The sequence below is a fragment of the Streptomyces sp. NPDC033180 genome, assembly GCF_055577645.1.
In genome coordinates, this window is the sequence record NZ_JBVIPU010000021.1 from 55509 (window position 1) to 79084 (window position 23576).

Annotated in this window: 22 protein-coding genes; 11 read left to right on the forward strand and 11 right to left on the reverse strand. The window is 71.3% G+C overall.

Going from position 1 to position 23576, the window contains the following annotated elements:
• The first annotated feature begins 8 nt into the window (after positions 1-8).
• On the forward strand, positions 9-1025 hold the full coding sequence (locus ACZ5WE_RS35955; protein ID WP_467695522.1) for a TIGR03842 family LLM class F420-dependent oxidoreductase: 1017 nt from the start codon (positions 9-11) through the stop codon (positions 1023-1025).
• Here the strand turns inward: ACZ5WE_RS35955 and ACZ5WE_RS35960 are convergent.
• The 3 genes from ACZ5WE_RS35960 to ACZ5WE_RS35970 form a co-directional block, all read right to left on the reverse strand.
• Positions 1006-1830: an endonuclease/exonuclease/phosphatase family protein gene (locus tag ACZ5WE_RS35960; RefSeq protein WP_467695524.1), complete on the reverse strand. Its 825-nt coding sequence runs from the start codon at positions 1828-1830 to the stop codon at positions 1006-1008. The genes ACZ5WE_RS35955 and ACZ5WE_RS35960 overlap by 20 nt on opposite strands.
• Positions 1831-1839: 9 nt before the next feature.
• Positions 1840-2385, reverse strand: a complete 546-nt coding sequence (locus tag ACZ5WE_RS35965; protein ID WP_467695526.1) for a YceI family protein — start codon at positions 2383-2385, stop codon at positions 1840-1842.
• A gap of 93 nt (positions 2386-2478) precedes the next feature.
• Entirely contained in the window at positions 2479-2952 is a 474-nt protein-coding gene (locus ACZ5WE_RS35970; protein ID WP_467695527.1) for a carboxymuconolactone decarboxylase family protein, read from the reverse strand.
• A 187-nt stretch (positions 2953-3139) separates the two neighbouring features.
• On the opposite strand from ACZ5WE_RS35970, the gene sigJ reads away from it, so the two are divergent.
• A complete protein-coding gene (gene sigJ, locus ACZ5WE_RS35975) occupies positions 3140-4123 on the forward strand; it encodes an RNA polymerase sigma factor SigJ (protein WP_467695529.1) in 984 nt (327 codons plus the stop codon).
• A 97-nt stretch (positions 4124-4220) separates the two neighbouring features.
• Here sigJ and ACZ5WE_RS35980 read toward each other — a convergent pair whose 3' ends face one another.
• Both ACZ5WE_RS35980 and ACZ5WE_RS35985 read right to left on the reverse strand, forming a co-directional pair.
• Positions 4221-5657 carry a flotillin family protein gene (locus ACZ5WE_RS35980; RefSeq protein WP_467695531.1) on the reverse strand — a complete coding sequence of 479 codons (1437 nt, stop codon included), beginning with the start codon at positions 5655-5657 and terminating at the stop codon, positions 4221-4223.
• Between the two features lie 116 nt (positions 5658-5773).
• Entirely contained in the window at positions 5774-6289 is a 516-nt protein-coding gene (locus ACZ5WE_RS35985; protein ID WP_467695532.1) for a hypothetical protein, read from the reverse strand.
• Positions 6290-6640: 351 nt separating this feature from the next.
• On the opposite strand from ACZ5WE_RS35985, the gene ACZ5WE_RS35990 reads away from it, so the two are divergent.
• Both ACZ5WE_RS35990 and ACZ5WE_RS35995 read left to right on the forward strand, forming a co-directional pair.
• Positions 6641-8197: an NCS1 family nucleobase:cation symporter-1 gene (locus tag ACZ5WE_RS35990; protein WP_467695534.1), complete on the forward strand. Its 1557-nt coding sequence runs from the start codon at positions 6641-6643 to the stop codon at positions 8195-8197.
• A 7-nt stretch (positions 8198-8204) separates the two neighbouring features.
• Entirely contained in the window at positions 8205-8963 is a 759-nt protein-coding gene (locus ACZ5WE_RS35995) for a DUF4232 domain-containing protein (protein ID WP_467695536.1), read from the forward strand.
• On the opposite strand, the gene ACZ5WE_RS36000 is transcribed toward ACZ5WE_RS35995, so the two are convergent.
• A complete protein-coding gene (locus ACZ5WE_RS36000) occupies positions 8929-9984 on the reverse strand; it encodes a lipoate--protein ligase family protein (RefSeq protein WP_467695538.1) in 1056 nt (351 codons plus the stop codon). The genes ACZ5WE_RS35995 and ACZ5WE_RS36000 overlap by 35 nt on opposite strands.
• A gap of 107 nt (positions 9985-10091) precedes the next feature.
• Here ACZ5WE_RS36000 and ACZ5WE_RS36005 point away from each other — a divergent pair, with 107 nt between their 5' ends.
• Entirely contained in the window at positions 10092-10460 is a 369-nt protein-coding gene (locus ACZ5WE_RS36005; RefSeq protein WP_467695540.1) for a hypothetical protein, read from the forward strand.
• Between the two features lie 51 nt (positions 10461-10511).
• Positions 10512-11774: an arginine deiminase gene (locus tag ACZ5WE_RS36010; protein WP_467695542.1), complete on the forward strand. Its 1263-nt coding sequence runs from the start codon at positions 10512-10514 to the stop codon at positions 11772-11774.
• 23 nt (positions 11775-11797) lie between these two features.
• Here the strand turns inward: ACZ5WE_RS36010 and ACZ5WE_RS36015 are convergent, their stop codons facing one another.
• The gene (locus ACZ5WE_RS36015) at positions 11798-12445 is read right to left on the reverse strand and encodes a hypothetical protein (protein ID WP_467695544.1); all 648 of its coding nucleotides are present in this window, start codon (positions 12443-12445) and stop codon (positions 11798-11800) included.
• A 54-nt stretch (positions 12446-12499) separates the two neighbouring features.
• Positions 12500-13594 carry a baeRF3 domain-containing protein gene (locus ACZ5WE_RS36020; protein ID WP_467695546.1) on the reverse strand — a complete coding sequence of 365 codons (1095 nt, stop codon included), beginning with the start codon at positions 13592-13594 and terminating at the stop codon, positions 12500-12502.
• Between the two features lie 209 nt (positions 13595-13803).
• Between ACZ5WE_RS36020 and ACZ5WE_RS36025 the strand changes: the two genes are divergently transcribed.
• The 4 genes from ACZ5WE_RS36025 to ACZ5WE_RS36040 all read left to right on the forward strand — a co-directional run bounded on the left by ACZ5WE_RS36025 (position 13804) and on the right by ACZ5WE_RS36040 (position 18769).
• Positions 13804-14634: an inositol monophosphatase family protein gene (locus ACZ5WE_RS36025; protein WP_467695548.1), complete on the forward strand. Its 831-nt coding sequence runs from the start codon at positions 13804-13806 to the stop codon at positions 14632-14634.
• A 282-nt stretch (positions 14635-14916) separates the two neighbouring features.
• On the forward strand, positions 14917-16326 hold the full coding sequence (locus ACZ5WE_RS36030; protein WP_467695580.1) for a phytoene desaturase family protein: 1410 nt from the start codon (positions 14917-14919) through the stop codon (positions 16324-16326).
• 438 nt (positions 16327-16764) lie between these two features.
• Positions 16765-18231: an AlkA N-terminal domain-containing protein gene (locus ACZ5WE_RS36035; protein ID WP_467695582.1), complete on the forward strand. Its 1467-nt coding sequence runs from the start codon at positions 16765-16767 to the stop codon at positions 18229-18231.
• A 25-nt stretch (positions 18232-18256) separates the two neighbouring features.
• Positions 18257-18769 carry a methylated-DNA--[protein]-cysteine S-methyltransferase gene (locus ACZ5WE_RS36040; protein WP_467695550.1) on the forward strand — a complete coding sequence of 171 codons (513 nt, stop codon included), beginning with the start codon at positions 18257-18259 and terminating at the stop codon, positions 18767-18769.
• A 28-nt stretch (positions 18770-18797) separates the two neighbouring features.
• On the opposite strand, the gene ACZ5WE_RS36045 is transcribed toward ACZ5WE_RS36040, so the two are convergent.
• Both ACZ5WE_RS36045 and ACZ5WE_RS36050 read right to left on the reverse strand, forming a co-directional pair.
• Positions 18798-19289, reverse strand: coding sequence for an NUDIX domain-containing protein (locus ACZ5WE_RS36045; protein WP_467695551.1), 492 nt, complete (start codon positions 19287-19289; stop codon positions 18798-18800).
• Entirely contained in the window at positions 19286-20368 is a 1083-nt protein-coding gene (locus tag ACZ5WE_RS36050) for an ADP-ribosylglycohydrolase family protein (RefSeq protein WP_467695553.1), read from the reverse strand. The genes ACZ5WE_RS36045 and ACZ5WE_RS36050 overlap by 4 nt, the downstream gene beginning before the upstream one ends.
• 290 nt (positions 20369-20658) lie before the next feature.
• Here ACZ5WE_RS36050 and ACZ5WE_RS36055 point away from each other — a divergent pair, with 290 nt between their 5' ends.
• Complete coding sequence (locus tag ACZ5WE_RS36055; RefSeq protein ID WP_467695554.1) at positions 20659-21810, forward strand: glycerate kinase; 1152 nt, start codon at positions 20659-20661, stop codon at positions 21808-21810.
• A gap of 391 nt (positions 21811-22201) precedes the next feature.
• On the opposite strand, the gene ACZ5WE_RS36060 is transcribed toward ACZ5WE_RS36055, so the two are convergent.
• Positions 22202-23401 (reverse strand): PucR family transcriptional regulator, encoded by a 1200-nt coding sequence (locus tag ACZ5WE_RS36060; protein WP_467695556.1) that lies wholly within the window; start codon positions 23399-23401, stop codon positions 22202-22204.
• Positions 23402-23576: the final 175 nt, after the last annotated feature.

Below are 23576 nucleotides of genomic sequence, written 5' to 3' on the forward strand. Positions count from 1 at the left end.
GACGCACCATGGACTTCGGACTCGTCCTGCAGACCGATCCGCCGGCCGCGCAGGTGATCAGCCTCATGAAGCGCGCCGAGCGAAACGGCTTCCGCTACGGCTGGACCTTCGACTCGGCCGTGCTGTGGCAGGAGCCCTTCGTCATCTACAGCCAGATCCTGGCGAACACGCAGCGGCTGATCGTCGGCCCGATGGTCACCAACCCGGGCACTCGCACCTGGGAGGTGACGGCCTCCACGTTCGCCACGCTCAACGACATGTACGGCAACCGCACCGTGTGCGGCATCGGGCGCGGCGACAGCGCGATGCGGGTGGCGGGCCGCACCCCGAACACCCTCGCCCGGATCAGCGAGGCCATGAAGGTCATCCGCGCGCTGGCCTCGGGGGAGGAGGCGGACCTGGGCGGCACCACGATCCGCTTCCCCTGGATCGGGACGGACGCCCAACTCCCGGTGTGGATGGCCGCGTACGGGCCCAAGGCGCTGAAGATGGCGGGCGAGGAGGCGGACGGTTTCATCCTCCAGCTCGCCGACCCGTATCTGACGGAGACCATGGTGAAGGCGGTCCGCGACGCGGCCGCGGCCGCGGGCCGGGACCCATCCGCGGTCACGATCTGCGTCGCAGCCCCCGCCTACCTCACGGAGGACGACTCACCCGCCGCGCTCGCCCACGCCCGTGAGCAGTGCCGCTGGTTCGGCGGGATGGTCGGCAACCACGTGGCCGACCTGGTCGCGAAGTACGGCGAACACTCGGGCCTGGTCCCCGAGGCCCTCACGGAGTACATCAAGGCCCGCGAGGGCTACGACTACTCCCACCACGGCCGCGCCGACAACCCCGACACGGCCTTCGTCCCCGACGACATCGTCGACCGCTTCTGCGTCATCGGTACGGCGCGTCAACACATCGCCAAACTGGAGGAGTTGAAGCGGCTGGGCGTCGATCAGTTCGCGCTGTACGCGATGCACGACGCCCGCGAGGGCGTCATCGACGGGTACGGCGACACGGTCATCCCCGCTCTGTCGTGAGCAGCCCCACTTCCAGGTCGGCGACAACTCCGTAATGATCGCCGGCCCATACGCCGCCGGTCGGCTCGTCGAAGGCGAGGCGGGCACTCCGCACGCGGGCGAAGGCATGCGGGTGCGCGTGCGGGGAGCCGACGAAGATGTAGTCGATCCTGCGGCGGTGGCCGGGCTGGCGTACCAGGAGCTCGATGTCCTCGGCCGCGTGGGGGTTGTCGGCGGTCCAGGTGTGCCCGGGGCCGGAACCCGCGACCTCCCACGCGTCGTGGAAGTGGGTGCTGCGGCCCGAGAGTGACTGCCGGCCGGTCAGATAGCGGATGCCGGCCGAGTCGGGGTCCGCGTTGAAATCACCGGCCATGACCGTGGGCAGTGCCGTGCGGTGCCGGGCGTCCAGATCGCTCAACGTCAGCGCCTGACGCTCCCGTTGCGCTTCCGCGTCGAGCCGGAACGACATCGTGGGCGCGATGAACAGCACGTCGTCGAGGCCGGGCAGCGGCACGAGGGCGGCCAGCGTGAGCCACGGGACGTCGGGCGCGTTCGTTCCGCGCTGGTCGAGGACCTCGACGACGCGATGCGGCCACCGCGTCGCGATCGCCGTGCCGCCGTACCGGTCCGCGTAGGGCGGAGCCGCGGCGGCGGTCTGCGACTGATGGGTGCCGTGCAGCCCTGTGCCCTCGATCAGGCCGGGCAGTTGGTCCGGCAGGACCTCCTGGAAGGCGACGAGATCCGGTGCGAGACGCCGCAGCTCGGCGTTGATCAGCGTCGCCCGTGCGACGGCGTCGCCGCGGCTGTTCCACACGTTCAACGTCACGACGCGCATTCAGGGCTGCCTGACCGCGATGACGTCGAACTCCAGCGTTACTTTCGGGCTCACGAGAACCGAGGTCGCGGCGTTCCAGTTGACGCCCCAGTCCTTGCGGTTGATCGTGACGCTGCCCAGGAATCCGACTCGGAAGTCGCCCTGCGAGTCTTCCTCCGCGGCGGTCAACTCGGCGTCCATCGTCACCGGTTGGGTCACGCCCCGGATGGTCAGGAGGCCGGTGACCTTGTACGTGGTCCTGTCGACCGGCTCCACCTCGGTCGACTCGAAGGTGATGGTGGGATGGTTGTCCGTGTCCAGGAAGGTGCCGCGCAACTGGTCGTCGCGCTGCCGGTGGTGGGTCTGGAGACTCGCCGCCCGGATGGCGAGGTGTGCGCTGGACTTCGACGGCTGGTCGCCGAACAGGTACGCGCCGCCCTCGTACTGTGCGAACTCCCCGCGCACCCTGGTGGACATGGCATGCCGGGCGACGAAGCCGATCCGGGTGTGGGCGGTGTCGATGACGTAGGCGCCGGTCAGCTCGCCGAGGCTGATGGTGGTGGGCATGAGGGTCACTCCTGTCGGGGGTGGGAAGGGGCTGGAGGGGCGACCCGGCCGGTCCCGTGAACCGGCCGGTCGCCCGCCCCGGCAATGGGCCTGCTATCCGAGCTGGCCGACCTCGTAGTCGCCCGCGGGCCGCTGTGTGAAGACGTTCAGACGGTTGAAGGCGTTGATGATGGCGATGCCCGACACCAAGGCGGCGAGCTGGTCCTCGTCGTAGTACTTGGCGGCGTTCGCCCATGCCTCGTCACAGACACCGCCGGCCGCGTCCGCGATGCGGGTGCCCTGCTCCGCCAGCTCCAGGGCGGCGCGCTCGGCGTCGGTGAACACCGTGGCCTCACGCCAGGCCGCGACCAGGCTCAGGCGCACCATGGTCTCCCCGGCGTGCAGGGCCTCCTTGGTGTGGATGTCGATACAGAAACCGCAGCCGTTGATCTGACTGGCACGGAGCATGGCCAGTTCACGCGCCGCCGCCGGCAGTGTCGACTCCGCGAGCGCCTTGCCCGCGGCGACGATGTGCTTGACGGCCTGGGCCGAGACCGGATTGGTGAGGAAGTCGAGACGGGTCTGCATGGTGATCTCCCTTGTCTGTTGGGCCGGTTCACCCCCCGGATGAACCGGCCGTTCGCGGGATCGTGTCGTCCCAGCAGCACCGACGAGACAGCCCCTCGGAATGTGAGGCGAGGCGCCGATGTCACATTCCGAGGGGCTGTCTCGTCGTAGGGGGAACGGCACCGGCGGCAAAGGGAGCGGCGACACCATGAGGACCCAGTTCGAGCCCGGAGACGGACGGCTCGATGCGAGCCTGAGCGCGATCATGAGCGAGCGGCGTCAGCTGATCAATCTCGCGTACCGGCTCCTCGGCTCCCTGGCCGACGCCGAGGACGTCGTGCAGGAGGCCTACGTCCGCTGGTACGCCATGTCCCCGAAGCAGCAGCAGGCCATCGAATCCCCCGGTGGCTGGCTGACGAAGGTGGCCGGGCGCATCTGCCTGGACCAGCTGCGCTCGGCGCGGGCCCGGCGCGAGAGCTACGTGGGTGAATGGATCCCGGAGCCGCTGCCCGATCGCACGGAGTGGCTCGACGGGCGGTCGGGCGGAGCGGGTGCCGACCCGGCCGACCGGGTCACTCTCGACGAGTCGGTCAACATGGCCTTCCTCGTCGTGCTCGAATCGATGACCCCGGCCGAGCGCGTCGCGTTCATCCTGCACGACGTCTTCCGCTACTCCTTCGCCGAAGTGGCCGAGATCGTCGGCCGGAGCCCGGCGGCATGCCGCCAGCTGGCTTCGTCGGCACGCCGCCGCATGCGGGCCTCGGACGCTCCCGGGACCACGGCAACCACGGCTACGACGGCGACGACGGCGGCCCGGCGTGCCGCCGTTGTCAGGGACTTCAAGCACGCCTGGGAGGCCGGGGACATCGCCGCGCTCATCGGCCTCCTCGACCCCGACGCCACGGCCCTCGCCGACGGCGGCGGCCTGGTGAACGCGGCGCCCCACCCCATCGTGGGCAGCGAGGAGATCGCGCGCTACCTGGTCACCGTCTCGGCCGCCATCGCCGACGGGGCGCCCGGCCAGACGATCCTGGAGCGCACGGTCAACGGCCAGCCCGGCCTGGTGATGCAGCACGACGGCGTCACCACGGGGGTGCTCGCCTTCGGTATCGCGGGCGACCGGATCACGCACCTGTGGGGCGTACGGAATCCCGAGAAGCTCCGGCCCTGGGTGGGTCGTACGGGAAACTAACGATCTGAGGCGAAGTGCTCTGTTGAGCGGCCGTACTCGCGCTCCCAGAGTGGCCGCCCTGCTCGCCTACTTCGATACCGGGGGCGCCCGTTCGAGGTCAGTCCGTCACGTTGATCTTGCCGTTGAGCTTGGCGTCGAGCTTGGCGGGGGCGGCGTCCACAAGGGCCTTGCCTCCGGTGATGCTCTTGAGGAGTTCGGCCACGTCGACTCCCGTGGTGGAGCTGAGGAGCTCCATGCCCTGGGCGACGTTGTCGGCGACCGTGCGGGAGAGACTGCTCGCGCCGTCCGTGGAGATCACGGTCATCTTGTCGATCGCGCCGAGCGGTTCCGCCGCCTTGGCCACCACACTGGGCAGGACCTCGACGAGCATCTGCAGCACCGCCGCGTCGCCGTACTGTGCGAAGGCGTCGGCCTTCTTGCGCATCGCCTCCGCCTCGGCGGCACCCTTGGCGCCGATCGCGGCGGCGTCGGCCTCGCCTTCCAGGCGTACGGCGTCGGCGAGCGCGGCCCGCTGGGCCTTCTCGCCCTCACCGGTGAGACGAGCCCGGTCCGCGTCGGCCTCGGCCTGCTTGACCAGGGAGACACGGCGGGCCTCTGCCTCCTGCTCGGCCTGGTAGCGCGCCGCGTCGGCGGGCTTGCGGACCTTGGTGTCCAGCTCGCGGTCGGTCAGGGCAGCCTGGCGCTGGGCGACCTTCTCCTGCTCGGCGAGGACCTCCTGGCGGCGGGCGGCCTCGGCGAGCGGTCCCGCGGCTCCGGCACGTGCGCCGGCCTCGTCGGTCTCCGCCTTGATCTCGGCCTGCTTGAGGGAGAACGTCCGCTGGGCGATCGCGATCTCCTCCTCGGCCTTCAGCCGCGCCTGCTCGGCGGCGCGGCGTGCCACGGCCTCGGCGATGTCGGCCTCCTGCTTGGCGCGGGCGGCCTCGGGGCGGCCGAGGTCCTCCAGGTAGGAGCCCTCGGTGGTGATGTCCTGGATCTGGAAGGCGTCGAGCACCAGGCCCTGCCCGGACAGGCTCGCCTCGGCCTCCTCGGCGACCTGCCCGGCGAAGGCGGCGCGGTCGCGGATGATGTCCTCCACCGACATCCGGCCCACGATGGAGCGCAGCGCGCCGGAGAGCACTTCCTGGGTGAAGCCGACGATGCCGCCCTGCTGGGCGAGGAAACGCTGGGCCGCGGCGCGTATGGAGTCCTCGGTGCCGCCGACCTTCACGATCGCGACGCCCTCGAGGTTGGCCTTCACCCCGCGCAGCGTGACCGCACCGCGCACGGCGATCGGGATGTGCCGTGAGGAGAGGTCGAGCGTGAACTTCTGCTGGACGAACGGCACGACGAACACGCCGCCGCCCACCACGACCTTCTGGCCGCTGTTGTCGGTGAAGATCCGGCCGGTGTCGGGGTCGGTGGACTTCTTGCCGCGCCGCCCGGTCACGATGAAGGCCTCGCTGGGTCCCGCGACCTTGTAGCGGGTCACGACGACGAGCGCGAGGAGTACTAGGAGTACGACGACTCCGATGACGGCGGTCAGGACTGGACTCATGGTGAATTCCCCCCTGCCTCCCGAGGGGACGGCAGATCGGTGATGTTGTACAGGTCGTGGACGCGGACAGGTATGCCGCGACGCGGGTGCGGGTGCGGGTGCGGGTGGCGCGGTGGTCAGCGCTGTACGGGGCGGACCGCGACCGAGGTCGGCGACAGGGCCGCCTCCACCCAGATCTCGGTGCCGCGGGTGACGGCCGCGCCGCTCCTGGCGGCGAACTTCACCGGCTGACCGCCCAGTTGGACCAGCACTTCGCCATAGCCGCCGACCGGGATCGCGGTGACCACGGCGCCCGCGGTGCCCACGAGGTCGTCGCCCCGTGGAGTGGCCGAGGTCTGATCCCGCATCAGGGCGCGGCTGAACTTCCAGGTCAGCCAGCCCGCTCCCACGCCGACGGCCGCTCCGACGGCGATGGCGCCGCCGGCACCGAGCCCGGTCGTGCCGAGCACGATCGCCCCGCCGAAGCCGAGCATGGACACGAACCCGGCGACGACGGGAAGTGACAGCAGCCCGTCGAAGAGCCCGTCGAGGACTCCGACGCCGTCGAAGAGTCCCTCGAGGACACCGTCGAAGACGAGGGACAGGACCAGCAGCGCGATTCCCGCGATGCCGAGACCCAGAAAGACATTCACCCCGAGCACCTCCTCAACTTGCCGGATGTCTCGGTGAGGTGGGGATCGTCGCATGTGGGGGAGGGCTCGCACATTGCCGGGACCCGGCAGTCATCGAGGGTCTTTCATGCCGGTCCACGTTTCGACCGAGCCCCCACCGGGAGCAGGATTGTCGGCGCCGCCGGCTGGGGAAACTGGCGACTGAGCCGGATCTGAAGGCTCTCGAGCACCTGCCGGTACCAGCATCAACACCAGTACCTGAGCTGAGTTGACCCGCGTTTCCCGTGTTGTCCCGCGTTGTCCCGCGTTGATCCGAGTAAGGAGCCTGGGCATGGATTTCGGACGTGTGCCGCAGACCGATCCGCCCGCCTCGTGACCGGCACCGTCCCCACGGGGCCCGCCGCCGGACCCGGCGCCACATCCCAGACCGTCGCCGACGACGGCCGCGTCGAACTGCGCCCCGGCGCGTTTCCGGAGCACAGCCGCTTCGCCAACGACGACCTCAAGCCCATTCCCCTGGCCGAACGCCACTGGAGCACGTACAACTTCGCCGCCCTGTGGGTCGGCATGGCCCACAACATCCCCTCCTGGACGCTCGCTTCGGGCCTGGTCGCGCTCGGCATGGACTGGCGCCAGGCCGTCTTCACCATCGCGGCGGCCAATGTGATCGTGCTCCTGCCGATGCTTCTGACGGGACACGCGGGACCGAAGTACGGCATCCCGTTCCCCGTCCTGGCCCGCGCCTCCTTCGGCCTGCGCGGCGCGAACCTGCCCGCACTGATCAGGGCGGCGGTGGCGTGCGGCTGGTTCGGTATCCAGACCTGGATCGGCGGCCAGGGAATCTACGTCCTGCTCAACAAGGTCTTTGACGGGGCGTGGAGCGACGAGTCCCGGATCGGCGGCTACCCGTGGCCGCTGTGGCTCTGCTTCGTGCTGTTCTGGGCCCTCCAACTGGCCATCATCCACCGGGGGATGGAGGCCCTGCGGCGCTTCGAGAACTGGGCGGCTCCCTTCGTGCTCGTCGGCGCCGTGGTGCTGCTCGTATGGATCGCCGACAAGGCGGGCGGCTTCGGTCCGCTGCTCGACCAGCCGTCCACGCTGGGCTGGGGCGGCGACTTCTGGCCGGTGTTCTTCCCGGCGCTGATGGGCATGATCGGCTTCTGGTCCACGCTGTCCCTGAACATCCCCGACTTCACGCGGTTCGGGAAGGGGCAGCGGGCGCAGGTGTGGGGACAGACGCTCGGGCTTCCGACCACCATGACCGCGTTCGCGCTCATGTCCGTCCTGGTCACCTCCGGTTCACAAGCGGTGTACGGGGAGCCGATCTGGGAGCCCGTCGACCTGGCCGCCAGGGCCGACAACATCTTCGGTCTCCTCTACGCACTGGTGACCGTTCTGGTCGCCACCGTCTCCGTGAACATCGCGGCCAACGTGGTCTCACCCGCGTACGACCTCGCGAACCTCGCCCCGAAGTTCATCAACTTCCGTACGGGCGCGCTGATCACCGGCGTCGTGGGCGTGGTCATCTTCCCGTGGAAGCTGATCGAGACGCCTGAGCTCTACATCTTCGTCTGGCTCGGTGTCGTGGGCGGGCTGCTCGGCACGGTCGCGGGAATCCTGATCGCCGACTACTGGGTGGTGCGCCGGACCGTCCTCGACCTCGCCGATCTGTACCGCCCCGAAGGGCGTTACTGGTACACGGGCGGGTGGAACCTGCGGGCCGTCGCGGCCTTCGCGGTCGGCGGTGTGCTCGCCGTGGGCGGCTCGCATTCGGCGCCGGGGAAGGGGCCGTTCCCCGATGACGGGCTGATCCCCGCCCTGAAGCCGCTCGCGGACTACGGGTGGGCGATCGGCCTCGGTTCGGCGCTGGTCGTCTACGTGGGGCTGATGGCGGTGGGTCGAAAGGGGAAATCTCTGGGCATGGCATGATCTCCGCGTGACCGTCATACCGTTCAGAGCCGTACCGATCAGGTACGTCGCCGTCCTCTCGGCCGTGGTCCTGCTCGCCTCCGGATGCGGGCTCTCGCAGGAGTGGGAGCGGGAGCGGGACCCTGGGCGTACGGCGCCTGCCGAGGGCGACCGCGCCGCTGCGGGTGGCGGTTCGTCCACCGCCAAGGGGGACGGCTCGTCCGCATCGGCCGGTCCTGTCTCGCCGACGGAGGCACCCGTCGTGACGGGGCCTGACGACGTGCCCGACGTGCCATCGCCCTCCTGTCCCGCGTCCGGCGTCCGCATCGAGGCGGGCATGGTCGAACCCGCCATGGGTCTGCGCGCGATGAGGGTGACCGTGACCAACTGCGGCAAGGACACCTACCGCCTGAACGGCTATCCGAAGCTGCGGGTCCTCGACGAGCACCGCGAACCCCTCGACGTACAGATCCTCGAAGGGCCCGAGCCCGTCACCACGATGGACGACCCCGGCCCGCGCCCCCTGTCGCTCAAGCGGGGCGAGGCGGCCCACACCGTGCTCGTCTGGCGCAACACCGTCACCGACACGACGACGAACGCCGTCAGCGGCACCTATCTGAAGGTCACCCCGGCCCCGGGCACCCGCCCCGGGACCGTGACCCCGGAGGGCCGGATCGACCTCGGCAACACCGGCCGCATCGGCACGACCGCCTGGCAGCGGAGTCCGGCGGACGAGGCGAACCCGTCCAGGCCTACGGCACCCGCGCCGTCCACTCCGGTGAGCTGAACTTCGTCCGGGCGAGCTCGCGCGCCCTGGCCATCTCCTCGTCCGTGGCCTTGCCCGGAGTCAGGCCGTACCGCGTGCGGAACGAGTCGAGCATCCGCTCGATCACGGCCTCGCGCGGGAGCCCCGTCTGGCGGCGCAGCGGGTCCACGCGCTTCTTCGCGCTCCTCGTGCCCTTGTCCGAGAGCTTCTCGCGGCCGATGCGGAGCACCTCGACCATCTTCTCCGCGTCGATGTCGTACGACATCATCACGTGGTGCAGCACGGCGCCGTCCCCGCCCGCGAGGCGCTTCTGCGCGGCGCCCGCGACCTTCCCCGCCTCGGTGGCGATGTCGTTGAGCGGTTGGTACCACGCCTTGATGCCCATGTCGCCGAGGGCTTCGAGCACCCAGTCGTCCAGATAGGCGTAGCTGTCGGCGAAGGACAGGCCCTGCACGAGCGAGTCGGGAACCGAGAGCGAGTACGTGATGGTGTTGCCCGGCTCGCAGAACATGGCGCCCCCGCCGCTGATCCGGCGCACCACCTCGACGCCGTGCCGCTCGGTGCCCGCCGGGTCCACTTCGTTGCGCAGCGACTGGAAGCTGCCGATGACGATGGCCGGGGACTCCCACTCCCACACCCGCAGCGTCGGCGGGCGGCGCCCGGCGGCCACCTCCTCGGTGAGCACCTCGTCCAGGGCCATGAGCAGGGCGGGGGACTGCGGGGCCTCGTGGATCAGCTGCCAGTCGTAGTCGGTCCAGTCGGTGGCGTGCGCGAGGGCGCGGCGCACCGCGACGCCCACACCTTCCGAGGCGAGCCCGTACATCACCGTGCCCTCGGGCAGCGCCGCGTCGATGCGGGCAGCCAGCCCCGCCGCGTCGGTGTCGGCAGGAGCGCCCTCCACGGCCCGGCTCAAGGCGTCGAACGCCTCGTCAGGTTCCAGGAAGAAGTCCCCCGCCACCCGCACGTGCCGCAGCACGCCGTCCTCGACCTCCAGGTCCACGACGACGAGCTTGCCGCCGGGGACCTTGTACTCACCGTGCACTGTGCTTCCTCCGGGCCTTCCTGAATCGCGGATGCCGTCAGCCTGCGATTTCATAACAGGACAACTCGACCCACCAGGGATAGATTCCCGCAGCTGACGAGGAATCCGTGAGCCACGCCGATGCGAGCGACCGAGCCACCGAGGGCACATCACCGGCCGTCAAGCTGACCCTCGCCACGCTGACGATGATGGTCGTCGGCTCGATGGTGCGCGTCGCCGGGCGCAGTACCCGCGGGGAACTCGTGATCGCGGTGGTCGCCACGCTGTACACCGCGTTCCTGCTGTTCGCCGCCGGGCTCGAGTTCGTCCTCGTCTCCTTCATCCTCCACGCCCCCGCGACCCTCCTCTTCATCACGGCGCGGCGGGAACAGAACCGGCGCCTGTTCTCCCCTCGCGAGGCCGTCATCTGCGCCGTCTCCATCGCGGGCGCCGTCGTGGGCGTGATCGCGCTCGCGGTGGGCTGGCTCGAACTCTGAGCGCGCACCTCCTGTTGCCACTGATTGCTGCCACTGACCGAAAGGCGCACCGTGACCCGCCATGACACCCCCGCCGCACCGACGTTCGGTGTCCACTCCGAGGTCGGCAGGCTGCGCAAGGTACTGGTCTGCGCGCCCGGGCTCGCGCACCGCAGGCTGACCCCCACCAACTCCGGCGACCTGCTCTTCGACGACGTCATGTGGGTGGAGAACGCCCAGCGCGACCATGCCGACTTCGTCATCAAGCTGCAGCAGCGCGGCGTCGAGGTCGTCGAGCTGCACGACCTGCTCGCCCAGACCATGGCGCTCCCCGAGGCGAGGAGCTGGCTCCTCGACCGGAAGATCATCGCGAACGAGGTGGGCCCCGGACTCATCGAAGGCACCCGCGCCTTCCTGGAGACGCTGGAGCCCCGGCAGCTCACCGAGTACCTCATCGGGGGCCTGGCCACCGCGGATCTGCCGGAGGAGTTCCGCTCCGGGTACCTCGCGCTCGTACGCGAATCCACCGGCGTCAGCGAATATCTGATGCCGCCGCTGCCGAACACCCTCTACACCCGCGACACGACGTGCTGGCTGTACGGCGGCGTCACACTCAACCCGCTGTACTGGCCCGCCCGGCACGACGAGACGCTCCTGATGAAGGCGATCTACCGGTTCCACCCCGACTTCATCCCCGCCACGGTGTGGTGGGGCGACCCCGAACTCGACTGGGGGCAGGCGACGTTCGAGGGTGGGGACATCATGCCTGTCGGCAACGGCGTCGTCCTGATGGGCATGAGCGAGCGCACCTCGCGGCAGGCCATCACACAGGTCGCCGCCGCGCTGTTCGAGAACGGCTCGGCCGAACAGGTCGTCGTCGCCGGCATGCCCAAGCTGCGCTCCGCGATGCACCTCGACACCGTCTTCACCTTCGCCGACCGCGACATCGTCACGCTCTACCCGAAGATCATGGACGACGTGCACTCCTTCACACTGCGCCCCAGCGACAAGGCGGCGGGCGTGGAGATCACGGACGAGGGCTCACGTGCGTTCGTCGACGTGGTCGCCAAGTCGCTCGGGCTGCCCGAACTGCGCGTCATCGAGACGGGCGGGGACGTCTACGCCTCCGAGCGCCAGCAGTGGGACAGCGGCAACAACGCCGTCGCCCTGGAGCCTGGCGTGGTCTTCACCTATGACCGCAACACCCAGACCAACACGCTGCTGCGCAAGGCGGGGGTCGAGGTCATCACCATCGTCGGCGCCGAACTCGGGCGCGGTCGCGGCGGCGGGCACTGCATGACGTGCCCGCTCATCCGCGACGCGGTGGACTTCTGAAGCGGCCCCGCCGGTACGGGGGGTCAGTACCGCTGGGCCTTGACCAGCTTCGCGGAGAGCTTCGGCTCCGGGGGCTCGTGGCTGATGGCGTAGCGCTGGGACCGCTTGCCGGGTTCGAGGTTCCGCGTACCGACGTAGCGGGTCTCCACGACCTTGCCCGAAGAGTCGACGAAGTCGACCCGCACGGCGAAGTCCGCCGTCTTGTCGGTCCTGTTGGTGAAAGTGACCACGGAGGCGAGCACACCGCCGGTCTCGGAGCGCGGCTTGCCCGTCATGGAGACATCGGACATCGCGTTGCCGCGCCCGTCGACGTCCTTCAGGGCGTCCTCGGCGGCTTGGTTGGCCCGTTCCGTGTCGGCGGACACGGACGCCTCGAACTCGTCCGCGCGCTCCGAGGCGGACGCCTCCGCCTCGGAGGCCGACGCGCGCGCGGACTCGGCTGCCTCGGAGGCCTGTGACTTCAGCGGCGACGCGGTCTTCTCCGAGAAGGACGACGAGTCGGGGGCGGTCGGCCGTTCGCTGACCGTCCCGCTGCCCTCGGACGACGGTGTGTCGCTGTCGGAGCCGCACGAGACGAGGGCGGCGGCTGCCGTCACCGTGGCGGCGAGCGTGAGGGCGGCGGACACCGCGGGCCCGCGGCGCAGCTTCCCGCGGGGCGGCATGGAGTTCATTCGGTGCGGTCCTTTCCCTGCTGCTGGTGCTCGTTGCCTGCGCGTACGGGGATGTCAGTACCGCAGGGCGCAGGCGATCCGGCCCCGGCCGGTGAGTGTGCCCTCGGGTACGAAGCGGACCTGCGCGCCGGTGTCCAGAGCCCGCTCGACGATGTCGTCGACGACGTCGTCCACCGCGTCGAGTTCGTCGCCGCCGGCCGGGACGAGGTGCCCGCCGTCCTCGCGTACGGTCGCCTGGTAGGTGTCCTCCACAGCCAGGAGGCGGACCCGGTCCGTCGTCACGTTCTGCCAGACCTCGTCGAGCCCGGCGGCATAATGACGCCGCCCCTGCGCCGAGTCCAACTCACTTACCACAGAGTCGAGTTCGTCCTTCTCCCGGGCGGCGAGGAAGGGGCGCACCGCCTGCCACACCGCCTCCCGCGGGCCATGCGAGAGACCGCCGTGCGGCACCCGTGTGGCCTGGTGGATGACGGTGCCGACGTCGTCGAGGAGGGAGAGCGCCGCGGCTTCCCCGGCCACGAACACGGGGCGCGGGTGGGAGTGGAGCACGCGGGCCGCGGCCTGGTCCGCCTCGCGCAGGAACTTGCGGGTGTGCTCGTCGCGGAAGGTGCTCGGCAGGTCGCCGATCCGCTCCTGGCGCTCCGCGTCGGGGTCGTCGAGGCTCCGGGTCAGCGGGAACCCGTCCGCCGTGTGCTCGACGGCCCGCTCCGGGGTGCCGCTCCACAGTGAGACGCGGTCGGCCGAGACGGCGAGGACCCAGTACGGACGCTCGGCGGCCTGGGCCGCGACGACGTTGCGGGTCAGGAAGGTGTCCGAGAGCACCACGCGCGAGGGCACCGTCCTGGCCAGCGACCACACCTGGTGCTCCCCGGGGGCGGCGAAGAGGGCGAGCCCTTCCTCGGCGTGCACGAGGTCGATCTCCGCCACCGCCCGGTCCAGCTGCGCGGCCACCTCGATCCGCTGCTCCCTGGCCACGGCGGGGTCGGACTGCAGGTGCTCCTTGGCCTCCGCGACGAGATTGCGCAGCCGTACGGGATCCTGGGCGTTGTCCGGCTCCCTGCGGTGGGTCGGCAGCAGGACCGTGACAGCGGGGTAGGGGCGCGGCCGACGCAGCCCGGCCAGTGCGGCCGGGTTGAGGGAGGGATGCATGGAGTGACCCTTTCGACACCTTCAGGTGTTACGCCATTGAATGAACCATAAGTCTGTTGCGGGGGCGCGGCACCTCCCCGAGGGGCTGTTAGTGCAGGTGAGGCCGGTGGGGCGGGCCCGGAGGGCAGGTCACGTGGGATTCATCTCGAATCCATGACCCGTTCCGCTGGGCCGTACGGATTGTCAGTCCGGCGTGCTCTCATGGATGCATGATCGAAGCGATCGAAGACTTTCTCGTACGCGGCGTCCCCGACGTCGAAGAAGCACTCCGCAAGGCCGCCGCGGCCGAGGTCATGCCCCGGTTCCGGCAGCTCGCCGAGGACGATGTCGTCCAGAAGAGCGGGCCGCACGACCTCGTGACGGTGGCCGACCGCCTCGCCGAGGAGCAGCTGACCGCCGCACTCACCACGCTGCTCCCGGGCTCCGTGGTCGTAGGAGAAGAAGCGGTGCACGCGGACCCCTCGATATACGAGGCGATACGCACCGACGCGGCGGTGTGGATCGTCGACCCGGTCGACGGCACGCGCCAGTTCGTGCACGGCGACCCCGGATTCTGCATGCTGATCGCGCTGGCGTGGCGCGGTGAGGTGCTCGCCTCCTGGACGTACGCCCCGGCGCTCGACGAGATGGCGGTCGCCGTGCGCGGCAAGGGCGCCTGGCTCGACGGAGAGCGGCTGGTGGCCGGTTCACCGGGGGAGGTGCTCGAGGTGGCGACCTCGCACCCGGACTTCACCACGCCCGAGCAGAAGCGCGCGCTGCTCGGCCTGCGCGTGGAGGGCGTCGTGCCGCGGCCCTGCGGTTCGGCCGGGCTGGAGTATCTGGCCATCGCCAGGGGGGAGTTGGACGCGGTTGCCTTCTCCTGGGAGCTCGCCTGGGACCACGCGGCGGGGCTGCTGCTCGTGGCCGAGGCCGGCGGCGCCGATCTGACCGTCGCCGGTGAGCCCTTCCGGATCGAGGGCGGGAACGCCCTGCCGTTCACGGCCGCCCGGGACGCCGCCACGGTCGACCGCGTGGTGGAGTTGCTGTCGGCCGCGGTCTGATCGGCGAGGCACCACGCGGCGGCTCGAACTCGCCGTGGGACCAGGCCAGTTCTTCGCACGAGGCCGTCACGGAAGCCGACCGGTGCGGGTCGGTGAAGTGCGCCTGCCGCAGGACGATCGCGCCGTCTGTCGCCTCGAACCACACCGCGGAGCCCGCGTCAGCACGGCGGAACCACTACGTCACCCGTCAGAGGCCCCCCGCGCCCACGGCGCTGTCGGTGGCCCGGCCTATCCTGGGCGGCAGAGGCCATCGGCTGACAAAGGAGTCCGAAGGTGCCGTCGATGCTTGATGCCGTCATCGTGGGGGCGGGACCGAACGGTCTGACCGCTGCCGTCGAGCTGGCCCGCCGCGGATTCTCGGTGGCCGTGTTCGAGGCCAAGGACACTGTGGGCGGCGGGGCGAGGACCGAGGAGCTGACGCTTCCCGGGTTCCGGCACGACCCCTGTTCCGCCGCGCACCCGCTGGGCATCAACTCGCCCGTGTTCCGCACCATGCCCCTCGACCGGTACGGCCTCGAGTGGCTCCAGCCGCAGCTGCCCATGGCGCACCCCTTCACGGACGGCAGCGCCGCGGTGCTTTCCCGCTCCGTCGCCGAGACCGCCGCCTCGTTCGGGCCGCGCGACGCGGGGGCGTACCGACGACTCGTCGACCCCTTCGTCAGCAAGTGGGACGACATCCTGCGGGACTTCATGGCGCTGCCGTCGACCGCGCTGCCGCGCGACCCCGTGGCCCTCGCGCGCTTCGGCCTCGCCGGCCTTCCGCCTTCCACCTGGCTGATGCGGCGCTTTCGCGACGACCGGGCCCGCGCCCTGTTCTCCGGGCTCGTCGCCCACATCATCGCGCCGCTCGGCGGGATCGCCACCGGCGCCGTCGGCATGGTCTTCGCGCTGGCCGCGCACGCCCGCGGCTGGCCGGTCGCCCGAGGTGGCTCACAGTCGATCTCGGACGCGCTCACCGCGTATCTGAAGGACCTCGGCGGCGCGGTCCACACGGACTACGAGGTCAAGCGGCTCGACGACCTGCCGCCGGCGCGCGCGTACATCTTCGACACCTCGCCCACCGCCCTCGCCCGGATCGCGGGCCTGGGGCGCAGCTATGAGCGCTATCGCTACGGCGCGAGCGTCTTCAAGGTCGACTACGCCCTCGACGGGCCCGTCCCGTGGACGGCGAAAGAGGCGCGAGCGGCGGGCACGGTGCAGGTCGGCGCCAGCAGCGCCGAGATCGGCGCCGCGCTGCACGCCGCGTCCCGCGAGAACCGCGCACCCGAATCGCCGTTCCTGATCACCGTGCAGCCCAGCCTCGTCGACCCCTCTCGTGCCCCCGCGGGCAAGCAGGTCTTCTGGGCGTACGGCCATGTGCCCAACGGCTGGGACGGCGATCTCACCGACGCGATCGAGCGCCAGCTCGAGCGCTTCGCCCCCGGCTTCCGCGACCGTGTCCTCGCCCGCGCCACCGCGGGTCCGGCCGCGTTGGCCGCCCGCAACGCCAACTACGTGGGCGGTGACATCGCCTGCGGCGCCGCGAGCGGCCTCCAGCTGCTGCTCCGCCCCAAGCTCTCCCTCTTCCCGTACGGCACCGCGCACCCGGCCGTGTTCATCTGCTCGTCCGCGACGCCGCCCGGGCCCGGTGTGCACGGCATGTCGGGGCACAACGCGGCGAAAGCGGTGTGGCGGAGGCTTCGTGTGACGTGAGGGGCCTTGGGGCGGCCGCGGGGGTCGTTTTCCGGGGCCCCTGCATCCGACTCCGGCCGAACGGGCCTCTCCCACCCACCCGCTCGTCACCCCGCATCCGACCCCGAACGAACAAGCCTTCCCGCCCACCCCACCCGACTGCCCCGCAGCGATCAGCCACCGATTGCCCGCAGTCGGCAGCGCGCGGGAGGGGACGTGTCGGTATGTCTGCCCGGAGCACGGTTCGCGGCGCTCCCTCGCCGAAGCACCAAGGCGCTCACCGGACGCTAGCGAGGACGGACATACCGGCGCGGCCCCGCACCCACAGACGGACCGGCACTTATGTCGGACGTCCATGTCGGATTCTCGCCAGCTGCCCCGCCCCCCATGCCCGACCCTTGAGGCATGGCCACCACCACCGCGACCACCACCACCGCGACCAGCACCCCACCCCCCTCCATGCACACCGACACCGAGCGCTGCGTGCGTGCCGTGCAGTCGAAGGACGCCCGGTTCGACGGATGGTTCTACACCGCGGTGCTCACCACCCGTATCTACTGCCGCCCCAGCTGCCCCGTGGTCCCTCCGAAGCCCGAGAACATGAGCTTCTACCCGAGCGCGGCAGCCTGCCAGCAGGAAGGGTTCCGGGCCTGCAAGCGGTGCCGGCCGGACAGCAGCCCGGGTTCCCCCGAGTGGAATCAGCGCGCCGACCTCGTGGCACGCGCGATGCGCCTCATCGCGGACGGAGTCGTCGACCGTGACGGCGTTCCCGGCCTCGCCACCCGCCTCGGCTACAGCATCCGCCAGGTGGAACGGCAGCTCCTCGCGGAACTCGGCGCGGGACCCCTCGCCCTGGCCAGGGCCCAGCGCGCCCAGACCGCCCGTCTCCTCATCGAGACGACCCCCCTGCCCATGGCGGACATCGCCTTCGCCGCGGGTTTCTCCTCGATCCGCACCTTCAACGAGACCGTCCGTGAAGTCTTCGCCCTCGCCCCCGGCGAACTGCGGGCCCGTGCTCCTCAGGGCGCCACGACGGCATCAGGCGCGCTCTCGCTCCGCCTCCCTTTCCGCGCCCCGCTCAACCCTGACAACCTCTTCGGCCACCTCATCGCCACCGCCGTACCCGGTGTCGAGGAGTGGCGCGACGGCGCGTACCGCCGCACGCTCCGCCTCCCCTACGGCCACGGAGTCGTCGCTCTCACCCCCACCCCTGACCACATCGCCTGCCGCCTCAGCCTCACCGACATGCGCGACCTCACGATCGCCATCAGCCGCTGCCGCCGCATGCTCGACCTGGACGCGGACCCCGTCGCGGTGGACGAGTGGCTGAGCGCCGACCCGTCGCTCGCACCCCTCGTGGCCAAGGCGCCGGGGCGCCGGGTGCCGCGCACGGTCGACGAGGCGGAGTTCGCCGTGCGCGCGGTACTCGGCCAGCAGGTCTCCACGGCCGCCGCCCGTACCCACGCCGCTCGTCTGGTCACCGCACACGGTGAGCCGCTCGACGACCCCGAGGGCGGCCTCACCCACCTCTTCCCGGCGCCGGAAGCCCTGGCCGCGCTCGACCCCGAGGCGCTCGCGCTGCCGTGCAGCCGCCGGTCCACCCTGACCACGCTCGTACGCCATCTCGCCGACGGATCACTCCGGCTCGGCGTGGAGAGCGACTGGGAGGAGGCCCGCACCCGGCTCACCGAACTGCCCGGCTTCGGCCCCTGGACCGTCGAGGTCATCGCGATGCGGGCGCTCGGCGACCCCGACGCCTTCCTCCCCACCGACCTCGGGATCCGCAGGGCGGCACAGGAGCTCGGCCTGCCGCACACCCCGGCGGCGCTCACCGGCCGGGCCGCGGCCTGGCGCCCCTGGCGGGCGTACGCGGTCCAGTACCTGTGGGCCACCGACGCCCACCCCATCAACGCCATCCCGGCCTGAGTGCCGGCCCGAGAGGACAAGCTCCATGCACCGCCACCGCCACCGCCGACACACCCTCATCGACAGTCCCTACGGCCCCCTGACCCTCGTCGCCACCGATGGTGTCCTCAGTGGTCTCTTTATGACAGAGCAGCGCCACCGCCCACCCGAAGAGACCTTCGGCGACCGCGACGCGAGCCCGTTCGGCGAGACGATCAGCCAGCTGGAGGCGTACTTCGCGGGCGAGTTGACGGAGTTCGACCTGCCGATGCGCCTCGACGGCACGCCGTTCCAGCGCACCGTCTGGCAGCAGCTGCAGCTGATCCCGTACGGCGAGACGCGCACGTACGGCGAGCTCGCGGCCATGCTCGGCAAGCCCAACGCCTCACGCGCGGTCGGCCTGGCCAACGGCAAGAATCCGATCGGGGTCATCGTCCCCTGCCACCGGGTGATCGGCGCGGGTGGCTCCCTGACCGGCTACGGCGGCGGACTCGACCGCAAGCAGCGCCTGCTGGCCTTCGAGGGCGCGGCGCTGGGGAGCGAGGACGCTCTCTTCTGAACGCGAGGCGAGCTGACGGGACGGGCGGTCAGCAGGACCGCAGCCCGTCCTCCAGCTCTACCGGCCCCGTCCCCGCGTCGAGCGCCTCGAGCCCGGCCCGCACCCGCAACCCCAGCTCGTGGGGCAGGAACTCCGCAAGGTCCTCGCGGGCCACCAGACGCCAGGAGATCAGCTCCTCCTCCTGGAGTTTGATCGACTTCAGCCGGTCGTCGCCGAGCACCCCGCCGTCGTAGAGGTAGGCGACCAGCGGAGGCCGGGCCGTGCCCCGCACCCAGTCCACCGCGAGCAGCGCCCCCAGCTCTACGTCCAGGCCGATCTCCTCGGCGGTCTCGCGGCGTGCCCCCTGGCGCGGTGTCTCGCCCTCGTCCGACTCGATGGTGCCGCCGGGCAGGGCCCACCCGTCGCGGTAGTTGGGCTCGACGAGGAGTACCCGCCCCTCGGAGTCCCGCAAGAGCGCGGCGGCCCCGGCGATGACGCGGGGGAGGCCCGCGATGTACGTGGCGTAATCCTGGATGGTCATGTGGAAAGGGTAGACAGCTCCACGGTCCGTGCCGCGAGTTCGCTGATCCGTGCCCCGTCGAAGCCGAACACCGCACTGCGCACCCGGTCTTCGAGCGGGTCACGCCACTGCGCGGGGATCGCCTCGGCCCCGCACAGCACTCCCGCGAAGGACCCGGCGGTCGCGCCGTTCGAGTCGGTGTCGAGGCCGCCGCGCACCGTCAGGGCGATGGTGCGGGTGAAGTCGCCGTCGCCGTACAGGAGTCCGGCGGTCAGGACGGCCGAGTTCGGCACCGCGTGGATCCAGCCGAGCCCGGAGGTCTCCGACTCGGTGGTGGCCAGTGTCTCCTCCCAGCTGAGCCCGGCCTCGTGGAGCGTGACGACCCGGCGCACCGTACGGGCGAGCCGGCAGCTGGACGGGATCACGCCGAACGCCGTGTCGAGGGCGGCGCGCGGTGTCGCCGACGTGAAGGCCGCCGAGACGAGCGCCGCCGCCCACATCGCCCCGTAGACGCCGTTGCCGGTGTGCGAGAGCACGGCGTCGCGGCGGGCGAGGGAGGCCGCCCGGCGCGGTGCGCCGGGGTTCGTCCAGCCGAAGATGTCGGCACGGATGAGGGCGCCGATCCACTCCTGGCAGGAGTTCTCGTACGTCGCGGTGAGCGGCGGCTTGAGTCCGTTCGCGAGATTCCGGTACGCGGCGCGCTCCGCGGTGAACGTCTGCAGATAGGGCAGGCGCAACAGCCACAGCTCGCCGACCTGTTCGGTGCTGAAGGTGAACCCGTGCGTCTCCAGGAGGTGCAGCCCGAGGATCGCGTAGTCGATGTCGTCGTCACGGCAGCTGCCGTGCACCTTGCCGCGTACACACTGCTGCCACTCGGGCCGCAGCTGGAACTCCTCGACCCAGGAGGGGGGTTCGGGCAGGTAGTCGGTGAGCGGCAGCGCGTCGGCCTGCCGCAGGTAACGCTCGATGCGCTCACGCGTCCAGTAGTCGCCCCGCTCAATGGGTTTGCCGAGCATGTTGCCCGCGATCCGCCCGATCCAGCCGCCGAGGACGCGGTCGGCGAGGGCACGGTCGGAGAGTTCCGTATGCGCTGGGGTCATGCGTCCGGTCTACCGAATCCGGGCCGGTTGTGCGCGGTCTGCGTGACCGGTTCGGCGCGGAGCGCGAGACGTTTGTCTGGTTCTCGTCCGGGCGGCTGATCTTGAGGTCGTTGATCGATCATTTCTGCGAGCACGCTGTACCGCTTTGTGTCGCCTTACGCTGATTTGAGGGCGGAATGAAGTCCTCCGAAATGCGGGCGGCCATGGGCAGGCGGCCCCTCCTGCGGTTATGGTCGCAGCGGCGCGACTGCCTTGACGCGAGCAAGGCCCGGAAAGCAAGGGGATGCAAGGTGGCGGACGCTGCTGGGACGGCGGGGCATGTGCTCATCGCCGCGGACAAGTTCAAGGGCTCACTCACGGCCGTGCAGGTCGCGGAGCGGGTGACGGCCGGGCTGCGCCGTGTCGCCCCGCAGGTGGAGGTGGAGGCCCTGCCGGTGGCCGACGGCGGCGACGGCACGGTCGCCGCGGCGGTCGCGGCCGGTTTCGAGCGCCGCGAGGTACGGGTGACGGGGCCGCTCGGCGACGAGGTCACCGCGGCGTACGCGCTGCGGGACGGGACCGCGGTGGTGGAGATGGCGGAGGCGTCCGGCCTCCAGCTGCTGCCCGAGGGTGTCTTCGCGCCGCTCACGTCCACGACGTACGGCTCCGGGGAGCTGCTGCGCGCCGCGCTCGACGCGGGCGCGCGGACCATCGTCTTCGGGGTCGGAGGCAGTGCGACGACGGACGGCGGGGCCGGGATGCTGGCCGCGCTGGGCGCGGTCTTCCTGGACGCGGCCGGGGTGCCGGTGGCACCGGGCGGCGGCCCGCTGGCCTCGCTGGCCACGGCGGACCTGTCCGGGCTCGACGAGCGGTTCGCCTCGGTCGACCTGGTCCTGGCCAGCGACGTGGACAACCCGCTGACAGGACCGAAGGGCGCCCCCGCGGTGTACGGGCCGCAGAAGGGGGCGACCCCGGAGGACGTCGCCGAGCTGGACGCGGCGCTCGCGCGCTTCGCGCAGGTGCTCTCCGAGTCGGTGGGCTCCGCCGCTTTGGAGTACGCCGAGTCTCCTGGGGCCGGGGCCGCGGGCGGCATCGGCTACGGAGCCCTCGTCGGGCTCGGCGCGAGCTTCCGCCCCGGGATCGAGGTCATGCTGGACGTCCTCGGCTTCGCGCCCGCCCTCGCGCGGGCGTCGCTGGTGATCACCGGGGAGGGCTCGCTGGACGAGCAGACCCTCCACGGCAAGGCTCCCGCGGGGGTCGCTTCGGCGGCCCGCCAGGCGGGCGTGGAGGTCGTGGCGGTCTGCGGTCGCCTGGCCCTGCCGGCCGAGGCCCTGGGCAAGGCGGGCATCCGGCGGGCGTACGCGCTCACTGACGTGGAGCCGGACGTGGCCCGGTGCATTGCCGAGGCGGGGCCGATCCTGGAAACGGTGGCGGAGGGGATCGCCCGCGATTTCCTGCGGTAGGCGGGGTGCTGGGGGCGCGGGTCTCCCTCGGGCCGGTGGGGGTTTCTCGCGCAGTTCCTCGCGCCCCTTGCGGGGTCTGAGGGTCAGTTGGGTGCGTGTCGGGCGGTGGGGGTTGCCCGCGCAGTTCCCCGCGCCCCTTGTGGGGTCTGGGCGTCGGTTGGGTACGCCTGGGGTCGGTGGGGGTTTCTCGCGCAGTTCCTCGCGCCCCTTGCGGGGGCCGAGTGCACCCTCGGGTCGGCGGGGGTTCCGTGCCTCTGGCGGGGGCGGGGGGTTTCAGCCTGTCCGGCGTTTGAGGACGAACTCGGCGTAGCCGGTGATGGCGGCGCCCCCGGGCCGCGGGGACCCCTGGGCCGCGGGGACCCCCGGGCCGCGGGGAAAGGAAACCCCCGCTCTAGCCCGGCGCCAGCCGATACGCGTCGAGGGCCAGGGTCATCTCCATCAGGTCCCGTGGGCGTGCCAGCGACCTCGACGTCAGTTGCTCCAGGCGCCGGAGGCGGTTGAACACCGTGTTCCGGTGGCAGTAGAGCCGCCCCGCGGCCCGCCCCGCCGACCCCTCGCACAGCAGCCACGCGTCCAGCGTTTCCAGGAGTACCGCCCGGTCCGCCGGTTCCAGCGCGAGCAGCTCTCCGAAGACGTCCGACACCAGGCGCCCCGCCAGCTCCGGCTGGCTCACCACCAACGCCGTCGGCATCCGCTGGTCGAGCCGTACGATCCCGGTCGCGTCCGGCGCGCACGTACGCAGGGCGAGCTCGGCGAGGCGCCGCGCGTGGCCGAGTTCGGAGAGCCCCGCCACCACGGGGCTGATGCCACCGGGCCCGGGGCACCGCCCGTCCAGCGCGGCGGCAAGCTCGTCCAGACCCTCCTCCTCGCCGAGCGCCACCACCCCCACCTCCCGGTCCGTCCGCATCCGCCAGACGAAGCGGAACCCGGCCCGCTGGATCTGCCGGTGGAACGCGGCCCGCCCGTCCCGCCGCTCGGCGCGCAGGACCACCACCGCGTACGGCCCGCGCTCCGGCAGATCGAGCCCCGCGGCCACCTGCGAAGCGAGGCCGGGGACGGACTGGCCCTCCAGGAGCGCGTCGAGCAGCGCCTGCAGCTGCTCGTCGGTGCGGCGCCGAAGCTCCATCTCCGTCGCCCGGTACGCGTCGGACGCGGCCGCCGCCTGCGCGTCGACCGCCGACCACACCATCGTCGCCGACCGCATCAGGACCGCGAGCTTCTCCGGATCCTGCCCCACGGTGCCTTCGAGCAGCGAGTCCCAGACCAGATAGCCCGCGTTGCGGTACGAGTGCACCACCAGGTCGAGCGGCAGGCCCTGCTGGGCCCGGCGCCTGCCGGCCTCCTCCGCGTACTCCAGATCCCGGCGCGGCGAGGCACGCGGCGCCGAGATCGTCTCGATGCCGATGCGCATCGCGTCCTCCGCCTCCCGCCACTGCTGGTCGTACGGCAGCACCCGCGCGTACACCGGCGAGTGCTCCAAGAGCTGCCGCAGATGTTCGTCCACCAGCTCGGGGATGCGCGGCTTCAGCGCCGCGCACGCCTCCTCGAGCACCTTCCAGTCGTGTCCCGTCCGTGGCCTGCGTCCGCTCATGGTGCCCCCATCGCCGCCGCCCGCCGTGCCTCCGTGCTGCGGAGGATGCCACCGCCCGGCCACCCCTGGCAGGCCCCTGACACGGGGTGTTGTGCCCGTGCACAACGGGCGGCCGGTCCCGCTGGTCACCCGCAGCGATTCGAACACAGGCCGTGGACGGGCGGGCGTCGCGGTG